Here is a 16,408-nt window from a genome sequence, read left to right as displayed (position 1 = left end):
TGGGCATTTGAACTACTTTGATTGACGACCGACCCCTGCCCGGTGATGACTGATGCGTACGTTCTGGAAGCGATATGTGGCCCTGCTGGAAAACGACTTGAGTGCGCAGATTTTCGATAACGTGAAAAACCTGCTGGTGTGCGCGCTGCTGTTCGCCGCTGGCACCAATACGTTGCTCGGGCAGCAGCCGCTGTTTATCGGAGTGTTCGCCGCTAACGTAGCGGGGTGGGGGCTGATTGTGTTGTCGAGCATGCTGATGCTGTTGAACGTCAGCGATGGCATCCGCCGCCTCGCTAAGTTGCGCTATCACCTGGCGCTGCAACTGCTGTTGATCCTGGTGTATCTGGTCGTGGCCGAGCGAGTGGTAGAGATTGTGTGGGGCTTTCGCGCCCACTGAAGTATCCTGCGCGCCCCGTTTACCACTGATTCAATCCACGATGACAGGACAAGACATGCAGGCGCTGCTGGAGTCGATTCTCGACGAAGTGCGCCCTTTGATCGGCCTCGGCAAAGTCGCCGACTATATCCCCGCGCTGGCCGATGTGCCGGCCGACCAACTCGGTATCGCGGTGTACGGCAACGACGGCTCGGCTTACTGCGCCGGCGACGCCGATACGCTGTTCTCGGTGCAGAGTATTTCCAAGGTGTTCAGCCTGGTGCAGGCCATCGAACACGGCGGCGAGAGCATCTGGGAACGCCTCGGTCACGAGCCGTCGGGGCAGCCGTTCAACTCCCTGGTGCAGCTGGAATTCGAACGCGGTCGCCCGCGCAACCCATTCATCAATGCCGGCGCGTTGGTGATCTGCGACATCAACCAATCGCGCTTCGCCGTGCCAATCCTATCGATGCGCGATTTCGTGCGGCGCCTGTCCGGCAACCCGCAGATCCTGGTCAATAGCGTGGTCGCCGACTCCGAAGCCCAGCATGGCGCGCGCAACGCAGCCATGGCGTATCTGATGAAATCCTTCGGCAACTTCCACAACGACGTGGACGCGGTGCTGCACAGCTATTTCAACTATTGCGCGCTGCAAATGAGCTGCCTGGACCTGGCCAAGGCGTTCAGCTTCCTGGCCAACGAAGGCGTCAGCGCCCACAGCGGCGAACAGGTCCTCAGCGCGCGCCAGACCAAGCAAGTCAACTCGATCATGGCCACCAGCGGGCTGTATGACGAAGCGGGCAACTTTGCCTATCGCGTGGGCTTGCCGGGCAAGAGCGGTGTGGGCGGCGGGATCGTCGCGGTGGTGCCGGGGCAATTCACGGTGTGCGTGTGGTCGCCGGAGTTGAACGCAGCGGGGAATTCGCTGGCGGGGATCAAGGCGCTGGAGTTATTGAGTGAGCGGATTGGGTGGTCGGTGTTTTAAGTCATCCAGGGTCTTTTTTACGCGTCGCCGTCCACGGCAAAATCATGCCTACCTCCTTCTGGTAGCGGCGATAACGTTCACCGAACGTCGCCACCAGATCCCTCTCTTCAAAGCGGGCGCCAATGAAGAGATACACCGTCATCCCCAGCGCAAACAATAGATGCCCGGCGGTCATGTGTGGCGTCGCCCAGAAGGCGATCAGAAAGCCCAGGTACAAGGGATGACGTACCCGTTGGTAGAACAGCGGCGTGCTGAAGGTGGGCGTTTGTGGTGGGACGGCGCGCCAATGGTCGAGGGGCTGCTTGAGCCCGAATAGCTCGAAGTGATTGATCAGAAAAGTCGACACCAGCGCAATGCCCCAACCCAGCCAGAACAGGCCAACCAGCAGGGCCTGGGCCCATGGCGCTTCAACCTGCCATAGGTTGAACCTCATCGGTTGCCACAGCCAGAACACCATTGCGAGCACCAGGCTGCTGAGCAATACATAGGTCGGGCGTTCAATCGGCGCCGGGACGATTGCCGTCAGCCACCGCTTAAAGCGTTTGCGCGCCATGACCGAGTGCTGGATACCGAATAGCAGGATCAGCGCGCTATTGATCGACAGAGCGGCCGGCCACGCCATATACACGCCGTCGTTGATGTTCTTGGGCACGGCCAGGCTGCCAACGAAGCCGATCAGATACAAACAGGTGAACAGGAACACCCCGTAGCAGCACGCGCTGTACACCAGACCGATGACCCCGGCGATGGGTTTGTTGTTGACGTTCATGAGCGTGTTTTTCCCACAGGATTGATGGACCGCAAAACCCGCCATTCAGCCAGTCCAGGCTTAAGCCTAGCGGGTTTTGCAGACCGAGCGACCTATGAGAAATGACCGTTCTCAATGCGTTTGGAAATCGGATTCAGCTGATATTGAGCCGATCCAGCAAGCTGTACCACGCCACCCCCGCACCGATGTAGAAGCGTTGCAGCCCATGCATCGGCAAGCGTTGCAGCGGCGTCACCGGGTAGGCGAACTGCGCCTGGCGGTCACACAATCGCCCGGCCAGTTGCTGGCCCAGGCTGGTACACAAGGCGATACCGCGTCCATTGCAACCCAGCGCCAAGGTCAGCCCGGGTGCCGGTTCATGTACGTGGGGCATAAAATCCCGCGTGATTGCGATCCGTCCAGCCCAGCGGTACTCGAACTCCAGCGGACCCAGTTGCGGAAACAGCAGCGCCAGGGAGCGTTCCAGGTGCGCGAAATCCGTGGGCGAGGTGGGGTCGTTGAACAGCCCGCGCCCGCCCATTAGCAAGCGCCCATGGCTGTCTTTGCGCCAATACAGCAGCAGGCGTTGCGCGGTGGAGACGGTTTCCTGCCCCGGCAAAATGGAATCGGCCGCGCGACCGCTGAGGGGCTTGGTGGCGACGATGAAGCTGTTCGCCGCCAGAATGCTCTGGGCCATGCCCGGCCACAGGTTGCCGCTATAGCCATTGGTCGCGAGTACCACTTGATCGGCGGTCACATGGGCACCGCCGGCCGTCTTTAATAGCCAACCTGCGCCGCTGCGCTGTAACCCGGTCACCGCACTTTGGCCGTGAATCCGTGCACCGGCCGCCAATGCCGCGCCCACCAAGCCACGGGCGTATGCCAACGGCTGAATCGCTCCGGCGCGGCCATCCAACCAGCCGCCGGCGAAGGCCTGACTGCCCATGCGCGCGGTCACCGCCGCGGCATCCAGCGGTTGCACCGGCACCCCCCGGCGGGCCCACTGATCTGCTCGCGCGTGCATGCCGGCCACGCCTTTATCGGTGTACGACACTTGCATCCAGCCTTTACGCACCGGTGCGCAATCGATGCTATGGCGCTTGATCAAATTGAATACCAGGTCCGCCGAATTCGACACCGTCGAAATCAATGGCTCGGCCCGTTCCGGCCCGTACATCTGTACCAATTGCTCCGGGTCGTATTTGAGCGTCGGGTTGACCTGCCCACCATTGCGCCCCGAAGCGCCCCAGCCCGGCTCGTGAGCCTCCAGCACACACACGCTGACCCCGCGCTCGGCCAAATGCAGGGCCGTCGACAGGCCGGTGTAGCCGGCACCGACAATCGCCACATCCACCTTCACCGATTCGCTCAACGCAGGCGTCGGCACAACCGACGGCGCCGTCGCCGACCACAATGACTTCATGACAGGCTCCGCGTGTTACCGGTGGGGTGCAGCACGCGGCGTAGGAAGTCCTGGGTGCGTGCGTGTTGCGGATTGCCCAACACCTCTTCGGCCGGGCCGCTTTCAACGATGTAACCGCCATGCAGAAAGCACACGCGGTCGGCCACTTCGCGGGCAAAACCCATCTCGTGGGTGACCACGATCATGGTCATGCCTTCGTCGGCGAGGGTGCGCATTACCGCGAGCACGTCGCCGACCAGCTCCGGATCGAGGGCCGAGGTGGGTTCATCGAACAGCATCGCGTCGGGTTTCATCGCCAGAGCGCGGGCGATGGCGACGCGTTGCTGCTGGCCGCCGGAAAGCTGTTCCGGGTAAGCATCTGCCTTGGCGCTCAGGCCGACTTTTTCCAGCAATACCAGCGCTTCTTCGCGCACTTGCTGCGGCGGTTCGCCCTTCACATATAGCGGGCCTTCCATAACGTTTTCCAGCACTGTGCGGTGGGGGAACAGGTTGAAGCGCTGGAACACCATGCCCATGCGGCTACGCAAGGCGTGCACGGTTTTGCTGCCCCGTTGCACGGTTTCGCCGAACACTGTGATCACGCCGCCATCGTAGGCTTCCAGCGCGTTGATGCAGCGCAGCAGGGTGGATTTGCCCGAGCCCGATGGGCCGATCAAGCAGACCACTTCGCCCTTGGCCACATCCAGGTCGACGCCGTGCAACACGCGATGGCTGCCGTAATGTTTTTGCAGTTGGCGAATCTCGATCATGCTTTTTTCCTCCGGCTCAAGTGCTGTTCCATACGGCGCAGGCCGTACACAAGCGGCAGGCTCATCAGCAGGTAGAGCAGGGCGACCAGGGTGTAGACGGTCATGTTCTGGAACGTGGACGAGGCGATCAGCTGACCCTGGCGGGTCATTTCGGCCACGGTGATGGTGGACACCAGCGACGAGTCCTTGAGCATCATCACCAGGGTGTTGCCATAAGGCGGCAGTGCGATGCGAAACGCCTGGGGTAGGATTACCCGGCGCATCATCAGCGCTGAACGCATGCCCAGGGCTTCGGCGGCTTCACGCTGGCCCTGTTCGACGGCGATGATGCCGGTGCGGAAGTTCTCCGCCTGGTACGCCGAGTAGGCGATGCCCATGCCGATCACGCCGGCGTAGAACGCCGTCAGGTGCACGCCCATGTCCGGCAACACGAAGTAGATGTAGAACAGCTGCACGATGATCGGCAGGCCCCGGATCACGTTGATGATGGTGCTCGCCGTCCATGACAGCGCACGGATCGGCGACAGCTTGAGCAACGCCAGCACCAGGCCGATGGCACTGCTGAGCAGGAACGACAGCACGGTGATCTGGATCGTCACCCAGGCGCCTTGCAGCAAAATCGGCAAGAAGTCTTGGGCGTTTTGCAAAAATTCGGCCGGGCTCATGGGCGCACCTGGGTGTCGAGCCCCCACTTCTTGAGGATGCTGTCCAGGGTGCCGTCCGCCCGGATGCTGGCGATGGCGCTGTTCAAACGTTCAAGGGTTTGTGCATCGCCTTTGCGTACCACCAGGCACACTTCGCCGACGTTCGTAGGCTGATAGTCGGGAGCCAGTTTCACGCCTTTGAACAGCTTCTGACGGATCTGATAGGCCACCACCGGTTGATCGCCCACCGCAGCCTTGATGCGGCCAAGGGACAGGTCGCGGACCATCTCGCCGATAGAGTCATAGGTGCGGATCTCTTTGAAGATCCCGAGCTTGTTCAATTGGTCATAGAACACCGTGCCGGCTTGCACGCCGACCACTTGGTCTTTCAACGGCTGCAGGTCCGGGTACGCGGTGTTGTCGTCGGCGTTGACGATCAGGCCCTCACCGTAGGCGTACACCGGCGCGCTGAAATCCACTACCTTGCTGCGCTCTGCGGTCTTGAGCATGCCGGCGGAAATGAAGTCGAGCTTGCCGGCGGTGAGGGAGGGAATCAGCGCAGCGAAGTTGGTCTGCTCGATCTGGCTGGTAAAGCCGCCGGCCTTGCCGACAGCCTCGGCCACATCGACCATCACCCCCTGGATGCTGTTGCTCTTGATGTCGAGGAAGGTGAACGGCGAACCACTGGCGGTCGCACCGACTTTGTACGTGGATGCACTTTCAGCGTGCGTCGTGGTGACGCACAGTGCGACGCAAAGACCAAACGCGAGACGGCGGAACAAGGGCGAAAGACTGTTCATCGGGTTACTCCAGGAGGAAACGGAAAGTCAGTAGCGCAAGCGGCTGCCGATGAACCGCAAGCTCTGTGCCATTTCGATACTAATAAATCGCATAGCGCTGTATAAAATCGAAAAAATGAACCATTCGTATCGATATGCGATATTTAATGGTCTGTTTTCGTATTTTCAGGTAGAAATAGCCCACGCCTGATTGACCTGACCGTGAGTTCGCCATGTCCGAAGAACGCAACAGCTTGCACAACCAATCCCTGGAAAAAGGCCTGTCGGTGCTCAAGGCATTCAGCGCCCAGCGCCGCAGCATGAGCCTCGCAGAGGTGGCCGAGGCGGCCGGGATGACCAAAAGCTCGGCCCAACGCATGGTGTTTACCCTCGAAAGCTTGGGTTACCTTCGGAAACACTCCCGCACCCGGCATTACCAACTCACCCCACGGGTATTGGAACTGGGCTTCAGTTACCTGGATGCGCATTCATTGATTGAGGTGGCCAACCCGTTTCTCTCCGAGTTGACGCGGCTGACCGGCGAAACCTCCTGCTTGACCGAACCGGCAGGCTACGACATGACCTACATCGCACGCTTCGTCAGTTCAGGCTTTGTGCCGGTGCATATGCCGATCGGCTCGCGGGTGCCGATGTATTGCACGGCGTCGGGGAGGGCGTATTTGAGCGCGCTGCCGGCGCAGGAGGCGTTGGGCTTGATCGAGCATAGCCAGCGTATTGCACACACCAGCCATACGTTGACGGATGTGGCCGCGATCATGGCGTCGCTGGAACAGGTGAGGGAGCAGGGGTACGCGGTGAATACCCAGGAGTTGTTCCTCGGCGACATGACCATCGGCGCGCCCGTGTTGGGTGCCAATGGCCGCCCGGTAGCAGCGGTGCATGTGGTGGCGCCGACCAGTCGATGGAGCAGGGCGGACGCGGAGCGGCAGTTGGCGCCTGCGCTGTTGCAGTGTTCGCGGGCATTGAGTAATTCGGCGCGGAACCTGGAATAACCGGCAACGCAGATGCGGGAGAGGGCTTGTCCTAAAGCCTGTCAGTTAAGGACTCAGTGAGTGATTTTCTGCCCTGGCTGAGTACGCCGTATGATCCAGACCAGGCAATGATTATCAAAGGTGGGAGGGGGCTTGCCCCCGATGGCAATGTGTCAGCCAACCCTTCTTTGCTGATCCACCGCGTACTTGGTCGTCAGCCATTATTTAATGATGACCTCGCACCTTCACATTCTTCAGCCATTGCCAGACAATGCGCCCGCTGTTCCGGAGTAGTTCAGCGGTAGAACACTCGGCTCAGGACCGGGTGGGCGCTGGTTCGAATCCAGCCTCCGGACCCATCACATTGCAAGGCAATCTGGACGCATGCCCAGAGCACACAGGGTAACTGGTATGGGCGCAGGTTATGCGGTTTTCCAACTGTCCAAAGCGCTGATTGCGCACGATAAAAATTGCGGTCCCCTTGCTCGTTTTAATGCCGGCAGACGTATTTCACAGTGGCAGCAGGTAATTACGCACATGCTGCAAGGCACCGCTGAGTACGGCTCGCGCGCTCCGATTGCCGGACTTCCCGCCTGGGTTACGCTGGAAGTCGTTAAGGGGGGCTTTGCCACCGGCAATCTTTTGGCCGGTGGTGAATTGACTGACTATGAGCGGGAATTGGCCGCCTCTATTCCTGGTATCCGCCCGGGGTTCGAGCGGTTGGACATCAATGCCTGGCACCTGACGGATGATGGCCTTGATGCTCTACACCAGCGTCTGAGCACTTGTGACTATAGAGTTGATGTGCCGGAAGAGGCCGCGTTACTGACAGTGGCCTGGCTGTCAGGCCAACAGCGCAACGATGAAGCCAGGGCACTGATAGACCTGATTGCTCCCTTCTTCGATCGATTGCGTTTCTTTCCGTCAATTTCCGGACAGCTCCCGGTTTCAGCCACACAGGTTCACATAGTTGATGCCGGTGAGGTCAAGGAATTGCTTTCGAACCTGCCGCCTCGCACTCAGATCGTTGCTCAGAAACTGAGTATTGAAGCCCGTCTGCCCCTATATGATTCAGCCGTTGCGCATTTCCTCCTGACTTATCAGGCTGGCTGGCCGTGCCGCAGTTATCCGGCTCAGTGGCGCGAGCAGGCAGCCGAATTGGATACGCGTTATAAAAGCCTTGGACTCAACAAATGCCCCCCCGATCGTGTGGAGGAGTTGTTTCTTCTGCTCGAGCAATGCGCCCGCGACGCTGAATCGCTCACAGGACGTCAGGTAGGTCGCATAAGGCGAATTGTCGATGACTTCGTGCGCAAGCATGGCGCGCCGGATTCGGCCTCTCACCTTGCGTTCCGTGCGAATCAGCTTCGCCAGGTTGCAGGGCCAGAGCATCACCTAATTGCGCGTGCCGTGGCAAAGCGTCTCTGCACGTATCCGGCGCAAAGTGGTATTTCGGATTTTGTCGATTTGGTCGCTCCGCTCACTGCTGACGAGGCCTTCGAGTGCGCGCCGGGCGGATGTGTAGCGATACCCGCGGCGATCCAGCGGCGAGTTAAACGCTGTCGCAGTGGGACAATCAACGAATTGATCGAGCATGGACTCATCACTTCGGGTGACGCAGTCGCACGGGTGCTGCCCGCTATGACAGCTCAGCTCAGCAGCTCGGGGTTACGCGACGAAGCACTAAGGATGCTCTACGCCTCGACCTATCAGGCTTTCCGCCGACGGCGTTCGTTATTGCTATTGAACCTTCAGCGCCAGATCGGTTTCGGTGAGTTGCCATGGATTGCTGCAATTGAGGGTGATCGACAGTCAGGCGTTGGTGTCGCGAGTGCCGCCAGGCAAGCTCTCGTTGAATCATCGGCATTGACGATTCATTCCTTCCCTTATGCCATCCTTCCTAACAAGCTTCTCCAGGAGTTTGGAACACTGGCGAAAACTGCGGGACTCGATCTTCCCTTCGTGGAAGAGGTCGCTGCAGATATCTTCATGGGGCAGTTCTCACGTAAGTTCGCTGACAACGCCCGGCGAGCGGGAGGGGGAATAGCAGGTACCCTATACGCACGTTACTACTCGATTGATACCGATGAACTGGCCCGTCTGGTCACCACAGGGCGACGACATGCGCGAGTTTCCAACGATGCCTTCGCCGCCCTATGTGCGAAGCGCGCGGGGGCTAAATTGGGCACTTGGCACCCTGCAACCAATGGCACCATCCTTGAGCAGCAGCAGATTTTAACCACTCAAAACCTCGCACTGCTGTTTGATGAGCTTGGATTGAAAGTTTTACTGAAGCCTAGACTAGAAAGCATGGTCCAGACGTGTTTTGAGTGGATCTGCAAACGGCACCAAATGCAGACTGAGCTCTATCATGCTCGGTTGATAATGCTCAAGAATACGGCCTACGCCTGGCGTCAGATGGTGTTTTACCTTGCGATGCTTGACGAATATGAATGCCAAGATGCGTTGAGGTCTGTCGAGGCTTATTTCGCAACACAGCCTGTGGCTTTCCGAGAAAAATTTCTACCGTTGATGAGTGGTTTGCGTAAGGCCGTCGCAGGCGAAGTATTGCCTCAGCAGGGACCAACAGCCGATGGTGCGAGGGTGTTTCTGGGATGGACTACTACACGTCACTGGCTACTGCCTTCGCAGCACGCTGACTCAAACTGGGCCGTTGAGCAGTAGGTAATCATTTGGTTGATGCTGACGTGTGTGAACTGCTCGCAAGCGTCTCATTTGGCCCGGAACCTGAAATAACAAAGGCCGCCCCTCCCACAGTTGGAGAGAGGTATCCGCCCAAACAAAAAATGCGCCCCTTCGGGCGCATTTTTTTGTTCGGAACGCTATCGCCTATCAGGCCATTGCATCCCAGGCCCGATCACCGTGCTCGTCTTTGATCCGAGTCGGCAAGCCCATCACATCCAGCGCCTTCAGGAACGGTTCGGCCGGCAGTTCCTCGACGTTGGCCATGCGTTGCACGTCCCATTCGCCACGGGCTACCAGCAGCGCGGCGGCTACCGGTGGTACCCCGGCGGTGTAGGAGATGCCCTGGCTGTCGGTTTCGGCGAAGGCTTCTTCGTGGTCGGCGACGTTGTAGATGAACACCTCACGCGGCTGGCCGTCCTTGGTGCCTTTGACCAGGTCGCCGATGCAGGTCTTGCCGGTGTAGCCAGGGGCGAGCGAAGACGGGTCGGGCAGCACGGCCTTGACCACCTTCAACGGCACCACTTCCAGGCCTTCGGCGGTGGTGACCGGTTTTTCGGAGAGCAGGCCGAGGTTGTTCAGCACGGTGAACACGTTGATGTAGTGCTCGCCGAAGCTCATCCAGAAACGCACGTTGGGCACGTCGAGGTTTTTCGACAGCGAGTGCACTTCATCGTGGCCGGTCAGGTACAGATTCTGCGAACCGACCACAGGCAGGTCGTCGGTGCGTTTGACTTCGAACATGGTGTTGCTGGTCCACTGGCTGTTCTGCCAGCTCCACACCTGTCCGGTGAATTCGCGGAAGTTGATTTCCGGGTCGAAATTGGTGGCGAAGTACTTGCCATGGGAGCCGGCATTGACGTCAAGGATGTCGATCGAATCAATGCGGTCGAAATGCTGTTGCTGCGCCAGCGCGGCATACGCGTTGACGACACCCGGGTCGAAGCCCACGCCGAGAATGGCGGTGATGTTCTTCTGTTGGCACTCTTGCAGGTGGTTCCATTCGTAGTTGCCGTACCACGGCGGGGTCTCGCAGACCTTGCCCGGCTCTTCGTGGATGGCGGTGTCGAGGTACGCTACGCCCGTGTCGATGCAGGCACGCAGGACCGACATGTTGAGGAACGCGGAACCGACGTTGATGACGATCTGCGATTCGGTCTCGCGGATCAGGGCCTTGGTCGCTTCCACGTCCAGGGCGTTCAGCGCGAAGGCTTGGATATCGGCGGGAACCTTCAGGCTACCCTTGGCCTTGACGCTGTCGATGATGGCCTGGCATTTGGAGATGTTGCGCGACGCGATAGCAATACGACCGAGTTCGTCGTTGTGCTGCGCGCACTTGTGGGCCACCACCTTGGCGACACCTCCTGCACCAATGATAAGAACGTTCTTTTTCAATTGCTTTATCTCTCCTTTATCCGCCAGCTTACGAAAGGCTGGACAGGTAGTCGTCGTAACCAAATTCACGAACCACCTCGACTGTACCGTCGAGTTGTTTCACTACGATGGACGGCATTTTCAGGCCGTTGAACCAGTTTTTCTTGACCATGGTGTAGCCCGCGGTGTCGATGAACGACAGCCGATCGCCGATGGCCAGCGGACGATCGAATTGATATTCGCCGAAGATATCCCCGGCCAGGCAGGATTTGCCGCACACCATGTAGGTGTGTTCGCCTTCGCTTGGCGCAAGCTTGGCGTTCAGACGGTAGATCAGCAGGTCCAGCAGGTGGGCTTCGATGGAGCTGTCCACGACGGCGAGGTGTTTGCCGTTGTAGAGGGTGTCGAGCACGGTGACTTCCAGGGAGGCGCTGTTGGTGATCGCCGCTTCACCCGGTTCCAGGTAGACCTGCACGCCGTACTTCTCGGAGAACGCCTTCAAGCGTGCGCAGAATGCGTCCAGCGCATAGCCTTCGCCGGTGAAGTGGATGCCGCCGCCGAGGCTGACCCACTTGACCTTGTGCAGCAGCGCGCCGAAGCGTTCTTCGATGGTGCCGAGCATCTTGTCGAACAGGCTGAAATCGCCGTTCTCACAGTTGTTGTGGAACATGAAGCCGCTGATCTGCTCGATCACGCCTTCGATCTTCACCGGGTCCCATTCACCCAGGCGGCTGAACGGACGCGCCGGGTCGGCCAGCAGGTAGTCGGAGCTGCTCACCTGCGGGTTGACTCGCAGGCCGCGGGTCTTGCCTTCGGAACGTTCGGCAAAACGCTGCAACTGGCTGATGGAGTTGAAGATGATCTTGTCGCAGTTCTCCAGCATCTCTTCGATTTCATCGTCGGCCCAGGCCACGCTGTAGGCGTGCGCCTCACCTTCGAACTTCTGGCGGCCGAGCTTCAACTCATACAGCGACGACGACGTGGTGCCATCCATGTATTGCTGCATCAGGTCGAACACCGACCAGGTCGCAAAGCACTTGAGCGCCAACAGCGCCTTGGCGCCGGACTGCTCGCGCACGTAGGCGATCTTCTGCATGTTGACCAGAAGCTTCTGTTTATCGATGAGGTAGTACGGCGTTTTGATCATTTTTCAGAGCCTGCGGCGGTGCCTGCCAAAAAAGGACACGCATTGTGCCCGCACTTGGAACAGATCGAAAGGTTAGTGGGCGGATTTTGCCGCCCCCGTTTAATCTGGCCTGCCAATATGACAGGCCGTCAGTATGATGGGCCCCTTCGATGATGGAACCGATTCAGGACGACGAGAGGTGAGAATGGATGCATGGACACTGCACTGGCTGGAAGCCTCGGGCTCCTTGGCCGAGTGTCGCCGCGAGGTGAGCGCGACATTCGAAAGTGCTTACCGCGCGATTGCTGGCTGGATGCCGCCGCCGCGACTCGACGTACTGATCCAGCGTCTGCCCGGCGAAACCCTTGCCGAACTGGGTCTGGTCGGACGGGCCTACCGCAGCACGATGTTCTCCATGACCCTGGACCCCGACAACCCGTACTTTGCCCACAGCCTCCACAACGGCGCGCTGCAACGTCACATTGTGCACGAGGTGCATCACTGCCTGCGCATGGCCGGTCCCGGCTACGGCTGGACGTTGGGAGAAGCGCTGGTCAGCGAAGGGCTGGCGGGACAGTTCGTGGCGCATCTGTTGGGCAGCGCAGCGGAACCCTGGGAGCGGGCGTTCAGCCTTGAAGCGCTGCAAACCGCGCCTGTGCCGATGGGTGAACTTGAGGCGCGGTATTACGACCATAGCGCCTGGTTTTTCGGCACTGGCGACAAGCCTCGGTGGTTGGGGTATGCGTTGGGGTATCAGATGGTCGGGCGTTGGCTGGCGTCGGTTGGCGAGCCAGGCGTGGAGGCGTGGCTCAATGTTTCGGCGCAAGAGGTGATGGCGGTAGGGCTCAAGGAGGGCTTGCTGAGTTGCTAATGGCAAGTATCTGATCATGAGCTATATTCGTGATCATCTAGAATAAAATGAGTTTGTTTCACGATCAGTGTCTGCCGACAATGCCTGCCATCACTTACGGCATTGGAGTTGCACGTCATGGCAGTCGCACATTCCCTCGGGTTTCCACGCATTGGACGCGATCGTGAATTGAAAAAAGTCCAGGAAGCATTCTGGAAGGGCGAACTCGACGAAGCCGGCCTGCTTGCCGTTGGCCGCGACCTGCGCAAGGCCCATTGGGATATGCAGAAACAGGCGGGCATCGAGCTGTTGCCGGCCGGCGATTTTGCCTGGTACGACCAGGTGCTGACCCACTCGCTGATGTTCGGCGTGATCCCCGAGCGCTTTCGCCCTGCCGATGGCCAGGCCACGCTGCATACCCTGTTCGCCATGGCCCGGGGTGTCAGCGACAGTTGCTGCGGCGGTGCCCACGCCCAGGAAATGACCAAGTGGTTCGACACCAACTACCACTACCTTGTGCCTGAGTTCAGCGCCGACCAGCACTTCCACCTTGGCTGGGATCAGTTGTTCGATGAGGTCAAGGAAGCCCGCGAGCTGGGCCACAGCGTCAAGCCAGTGATCATTGGTCCGCTGACTTACTTGTGGCTGGGCAAAGCCAAGGGCGGCGAATTCGACAAGCTCGATTTACTTGACCGCCTGTTGCCCCTGTACGGCCAGATCTTCCAGCGCCTGGCCGAGTTGGGGGTGGAGTGGGTACAGATCGACGAACCGATCCTGGTGCTCGACCTGCCGCAGGCGTGGAAAAACGCTTTCGAACGCGCTTACAACCAAATCCAGCGCGACCCGCTGAAAAAACTGCTCGCCACCTACTTCGGTGGCCTGGAGGAAAACCTCGGCCTGGCCGCCAACCTGCCGGTGGACGGCTTGCACATCGACCTGGTACGTGCGCCGGAGCAATACCCGACCATCCTCGACCGTTTGCCGGCTTACAAAGTGTTGTCCCTGGGCGTGGTCAACGGCCGCAACGTCTGGCGCTGCGACTTGGAAAAAGCCCTGGCAACGTTGCAGCACGCCCACGAACGGCTTGGCGATCGGTTGTGGGTGGCGCCGTCGTGCTCGTTGCTGCACAGCCCGGTGGACCTTGGGCGTGAAGACCAACTTGATGCCGAGCTGAAAAGTTGGCTGGCATTTGCGGTACAGAAATGCGCCGAAGTGGCCGTGCTGGCCCAGGCAGTCGACCAACCCGACGCCGCCAACGTACGCGCCGCGCTCGCGGAAAGCCGCGCCGTGCAGGCCGCTCGCGCGGCGTCGCCACGTATCCATAAACCGGCGGTGCAGGCGCGCGTGGCGGCCATCACCGCCAGGGACAGCCAGCGCCAGTTGCCGTTTGCCCAGCGTATCGAGCAACAGCGCGCCGGCCTGAATCTACCGCTGTTTCCCACGACCACCATCGGTTCATTCCCGCAGACCGCGTCGATTCGCCTGGCGCGTCAGTCCTACAAGCAAGGCAAGTTGAGTGAGGCCGAATACGTCGAAGCCATGCACAGTGAGATTCGTCACGCCGTCGAGGTGCAGGAACACCTCGGGCTGGACGTGCTGGTACACGGCGAAGCCGAACGTAACGACATGGTTGAGTATTTTGCCGAGCAACTGGATGGCTATGCGTTCACCCGTTTTGGCTGGGTGCAGAGCTATGGTTCGCGTTGCGTGAAGCCGGCGGTGATTGTCGGCGATCTGAGCCGTCCGCACGCCATGACCGTCGAGTGGATCCGCTACGCTCAGGGCCTGACCCGCAAGGTAATGAAAGGCATGTTGACCGGCCCGGTGACCATGCTGATGTGGTCATTCCCGCGCGAAGACGTGAGCCGCGAAGCGCAGGCTCGGCAACTGGCCCTGGCGATTGGCGATGAAGTGCTGGACCTGGAAGCCGCGGGCATCCGCATCGTGCAGATTGACGAAGCGGCATTCCGTGAAGGCTTGCCGTTGCGTCAGGCGCAGTGGCAGTCCTACCTGGCTTGGGCCACCGAAGCGTTCCGCTTGTGTGCCGCTGGCGTGCGCGATGAAACCCAGATCCACACGCACATGTGCTACAGCGAGTTCAACGACGTGATCGAGTCCATCGCGGCCATGGATGCCGATGTGATTACCATCGAAACCTCACGTTCGGACATGGAACTGCTGGAGGCCTTCGAAGCCTTCGATTACCCCAACGAGATTGGCCCGGGCGTGTATGACATCCACTCGCCTCGCGTGCCGGATGCTTCGGAGATGGCCAACCTGCTGCGCAAGGCGGCTCGGCGCATCCCCGCCGAGCGGCTGTGGGTCAACCCCGATTGCGGCTTGAAAACGCGGGGTTGGGCGGAGACGGAGGCGGCGTTGATTCATATGGTCGCCGCCGCCCGCCAATTGCGTGCCGAGTTGGCTTGAATGGGGAGGGGGCTTGCCCCCGCCCAGATTTGTGTCGGATCAAAGGTACTTAAGCTCAAAGGTACTTAAGCCAGGCCAGGTCGCGGCGGCGATCCTTGAGCCTGGCGAACCAGCGCACGGGCGGGTAGAGCGCCAGGGGCAACATCAACGCCAGCAGCCACACTGCACCCACAGAGTCGAAGCCGAAGTAGTTGCCATGGTTGAGACCGAACAGCGCGACACAGGCGATATACAGCACCTTCAGCACATAAAGATGCAGCAGGTAAAAGAACATCGGCACCGACCCCATCACCGCCAACACCCCGATCCAGCGTCGATGCCCAGCGCGTTCAAACGCCAATAACAGCAGCAGGCCTATGCCCAGGGTCAACGCCAGAAACAACAGTGAAGGCGGGTACTTGGTCACATTGAAAAAACTCATCATTGTTTGCACGCCTGCGTCATACGCCTGCCACGGCTTTTCGCCGTAGCCGTTGATGGTGCGCAACACCACAAAACCCACCAGCGCACTCACGCCCGCCAGTCGCAGATAACGCTGACGGGTGCCGGGCGGCGTGGCATTGGCAAACCACGGTCCCAGGCCGTAACCCAGGGCAATCACGCCGATCCACGGCAACACCGGGTAGGTGACGCGCAGGCGCAGGTTGTCGCTGACATCGATCCAACTGCGCTCATGCAGAATCGACCATAGGGTTTGCAGCGCCGACCCTGGCGCAAAGTGCACACCATCGAGCAGGTTGTGCCCGGCGATAAGCAGCAGCGCGAACACGATCAACAGCGGGCGCGGCAACCACACCAGCGCGCCGAGGGCGAGCATGCTTACGCCGATGGCCCAGATCACCTGCAGGTAGATCACGCTGGGCGGCAGTTGGAAGGTCCAGGCGAAGTTGACCAAGGTGAATTCCAACGCCACCAGAAACAGCCCGCGCTTGAACAGAAACGCGGACACGTCGTGCCGTCCCTGGTACTTCTGACCGTACAACCACGCCGACAGCCCGGTCAGCAACACAAACACCGGCGCGCACAGGTGGGCGAGGGTACGGCTGATAAACAGCGCCGGCTCAGTGCTGTCGATGTTCATGGGGTCGCCGACCTGGCGGTGCAGTAAGAAGGTCTCGCGTACATGGTCGAGCAACATAAATAGAATCACCAAGCCGCGCAGGGCGTCGATGGAGAGCAGGCGTTGGCGCAGGGGAGGGGCGTCGGTCATGGGCTAGGGTCGCAGGGTAGAG

Annotated in this window: 14 protein-coding genes and 1 tRNA gene; 7 read left to right on the top strand and 8 right to left on the bottom strand. The window is 59.9% G+C overall.

Going from position 1 to position 16,408, the window contains the following annotated elements; all coding sequences use genetic code 11:
• The first annotated feature begins 52 nt into the window (after positions 1–52).
• Both HRH33_RS16300 and glsB read left to right on the top strand, forming a co-directional pair.
• The gene (locus HRH33_RS16300) at positions 53–397 is read left to right on the top strand and encodes a hypothetical protein (RefSeq protein WP_034114108.1); all 345 of its coding nucleotides are present in this window, start codon (positions 53–55) and stop codon (positions 395–397) included.
• 55 nt (positions 398–452) lie between these two features.
• Positions 453–1,361 (top strand): glutaminase B, encoded by a 909-nt coding sequence (glsB, locus tag HRH33_RS16295; RefSeq protein WP_034098563.1) that lies wholly within the window; start codon positions 453–455, stop codon positions 1,359–1,361.
• Position 1,362: 1 nt separating this feature from the next.
• On the opposite strand, the gene mddA is transcribed toward glsB, so the two are convergent.
• The 5 genes from mddA to HRH33_RS16270 all read right to left on the bottom strand — a co-directional run bounded on the left by mddA (position 1,363) and on the right by HRH33_RS16270 (position 5,725).
• Entirely contained in the window at positions 1,363–2,130 is a 768-nt protein-coding gene (gene mddA / locus HRH33_RS16290; protein WP_167417444.1) for a methanethiol S-methyltransferase, read from the bottom strand.
• A 133-nt stretch (positions 2,131–2,263) separates the two neighbouring features.
• Complete coding sequence (locus HRH33_RS16285; RefSeq protein WP_167417445.1) at positions 2,264–3,532, bottom strand: NAD(P)/FAD-dependent oxidoreductase; 1,269 nt, start codon at positions 3,530–3,532, stop codon at positions 2,264–2,266.
• On the bottom strand, positions 3,529–4,281 hold the full coding sequence (locus HRH33_RS16280; protein ID WP_034098558.1) for an amino acid ABC transporter ATP-binding protein: 753 nt from the start codon (positions 4,279–4,281) through the stop codon (positions 3,529–3,531). Before HRH33_RS16280 ends, HRH33_RS16285 begins: the two co-directional genes overlap by 4 nt.
• Positions 4,278–4,946 (bottom strand): amino acid ABC transporter permease, encoded by a 669-nt coding sequence (locus HRH33_RS16275; protein ID WP_034098556.1) that lies wholly within the window; start codon positions 4,944–4,946, stop codon positions 4,278–4,280. The genes HRH33_RS16280 and HRH33_RS16275 overlap by 4 nt, the downstream gene beginning before the upstream one ends.
• On the bottom strand, positions 4,943–5,725 hold the full coding sequence (locus tag HRH33_RS16270) for an ABC transporter substrate-binding protein (RefSeq protein WP_167417446.1): 783 nt from the start codon (positions 5,723–5,725) through the stop codon (positions 4,943–4,945). Before HRH33_RS16270 ends, HRH33_RS16275 begins: the two co-directional genes overlap by 4 nt.
• A 212-nt stretch (positions 5,726–5,937) precedes the next feature.
• On the opposite strand from HRH33_RS16270, the gene HRH33_RS16265 reads away from it, so the two are divergent.
• From HRH33_RS16265 to HRH33_RS16255, 3 genes are all read left to right on the top strand, one after another.
• Positions 5,938–6,717 carry an IclR family transcriptional regulator gene (locus HRH33_RS16265; RefSeq protein WP_034098552.1) on the top strand — a complete coding sequence of 260 codons (780 nt, stop codon included), beginning with the start codon at positions 5,938–5,940 and terminating at the stop codon, positions 6,715–6,717.
• A 263-nt stretch (positions 6,718–6,980) separates the two neighbouring features.
• A tRNA-Leu gene (locus HRH33_RS16260) sits at positions 6,981–7,055 on the top strand.
• A 52-nt stretch (positions 7,056–7,107) separates the two neighbouring features.
• A complete protein-coding gene (locus HRH33_RS16255) occupies positions 7,108–9,381 on the top strand; it encodes a hypothetical protein (RefSeq protein WP_167417447.1) in 2,274 nt (757 codons plus the stop codon).
• 168 nt (positions 9,382–9,549) lie between these two features.
• Here the strand turns inward: HRH33_RS16255 and HRH33_RS16250 are convergent, their stop codons facing one another.
• Both HRH33_RS16250 and HRH33_RS16245 read right to left on the bottom strand, forming a co-directional pair.
• Entirely contained in the window at positions 9,550–10,794 is a 1,245-nt protein-coding gene (locus tag HRH33_RS16250; RefSeq protein WP_034098551.1) for a saccharopine dehydrogenase family protein, read from the bottom strand.
• Positions 10,795–10,822: 28 nt separating this feature from the next.
• Positions 10,823–11,920 (bottom strand): carboxynorspermidine decarboxylase, encoded by a 1,098-nt coding sequence (locus HRH33_RS16245; protein WP_034098549.1) that lies wholly within the window; start codon positions 11,918–11,920, stop codon positions 10,823–10,825.
• 184 nt (positions 11,921–12,104) lie between these two features.
• Here HRH33_RS16245 and HRH33_RS16240 point away from each other — a divergent pair, with 184 nt between their 5' ends.
• Entirely contained in the window at positions 12,105–12,770 is a 666-nt protein-coding gene (locus tag HRH33_RS16240; protein WP_167417448.1) for a DUF2268 domain-containing putative Zn-dependent protease, read from the top strand.
• A gap of 117 nt (positions 12,771–12,887) precedes the next feature.
• Complete coding sequence (gene metE / locus HRH33_RS16235; protein WP_167417449.1) at positions 12,888–15,176, top strand: 5-methyltetrahydropteroyltriglutamate--homocysteine S-methyltransferase; 2,289 nt, start codon at positions 12,888–12,890, stop codon at positions 15,174–15,176.
• Between the two features lie 55 nt (positions 15,177–15,231).
• Here metE and HRH33_RS16230 read toward each other — a convergent pair whose 3' ends face one another.
• Positions 15,232–16,386 (bottom strand): acetyltransferase domain-containing protein, encoded by a 1,155-nt coding sequence (locus tag HRH33_RS16230; RefSeq protein WP_167417450.1) that lies wholly within the window; start codon positions 16,384–16,386, stop codon positions 15,232–15,234.
• Positions 16,387–16,408: the final 22 nt, after the last annotated feature.

Source organism: Pseudomonas rhodesiae (genome assembly GCF_013285305.1).
Classification (GTDB): Bacteria; Pseudomonadota; Gammaproteobacteria; order Pseudomonadales; family Pseudomonadaceae; genus Aquipseudomonas; species Aquipseudomonas rhodesiae.
Note: the sequence above shows the minus strand (reverse complement) of the source record. Positions and strands in the feature narration are given on the sequence as shown.

Coding starts and splice junctions, on each gene's coding strand:
- mddA (WP_167417444.1), bottom strand. CDS start 2,130: ATGAACGTCAACAACAAACCCATCGCCGGGGTCATCGGTCTGGTGTAC.
- HRH33_RS16230 (WP_167417450.1), bottom strand. CDS start 16,386: ATGACCGACGCCCCTCCCCTGCGCCAACGCCTGCTCTCCATCGACGCC.
- HRH33_RS16240 (WP_167417448.1), top strand. CDS start 12,105: ATGGATGCATGGACACTGCACTGGCTGGAAGCCTCGGGCTCCTTGGCC.
- HRH33_RS16275 (WP_034098556.1), bottom strand. CDS start 4,946: ATGAGCCCGGCCGAATTTTTGCAAAACGCCCAAGACTTCTTGCCGATT.
- HRH33_RS16285 (WP_167417445.1), bottom strand. CDS start 3,532: ATGAAGTCATTGTGGTCGGCGACGGCGCCGTCGGTTGTGCCGACGCCT.
- HRH33_RS16300 (WP_034114108.1), top strand. CDS start 53: ATGCGTACGTTCTGGAAGCGATATGTGGCCCTGCTGGAAAACGACTTG.
- HRH33_RS16265 (WP_034098552.1), top strand. CDS start 5,938: ATGTCCGAAGAACGCAACAGCTTGCACAACCAATCCCTGGAAAAAGGC.
- glsB (WP_034098563.1), top strand. CDS start 453: ATGCAGGCGCTGCTGGAGTCGATTCTCGACGAAGTGCGCCCTTTGATC.
- metE (WP_167417449.1), top strand. CDS start 12,888: ATGGCAGTCGCACATTCCCTCGGGTTTCCACGCATTGGACGCGATCGT.
- HRH33_RS16270 (WP_167417446.1), bottom strand. CDS start 5,725: ATGAACAGTCTTTCGCCCTTGTTCCGCCGTCTCGCGTTTGGTCTTTGC.
- HRH33_RS16255 (WP_167417447.1), top strand. CDS start 7,108: ATGGGCGCAGGTTATGCGGTTTTCCAACTGTCCAAAGCGCTGATTGCG.
- HRH33_RS16280 (WP_034098558.1), bottom strand. CDS start 4,281: ATGATCGAGATTCGCCAACTGCAAAAACATTACGGCAGCCATCGCGTG.
- HRH33_RS16245 (WP_034098549.1), bottom strand. CDS start 11,920: ATGATCAAAACGCCGTACTACCTCATCGATAAACAGAAGCTTCTGGTC.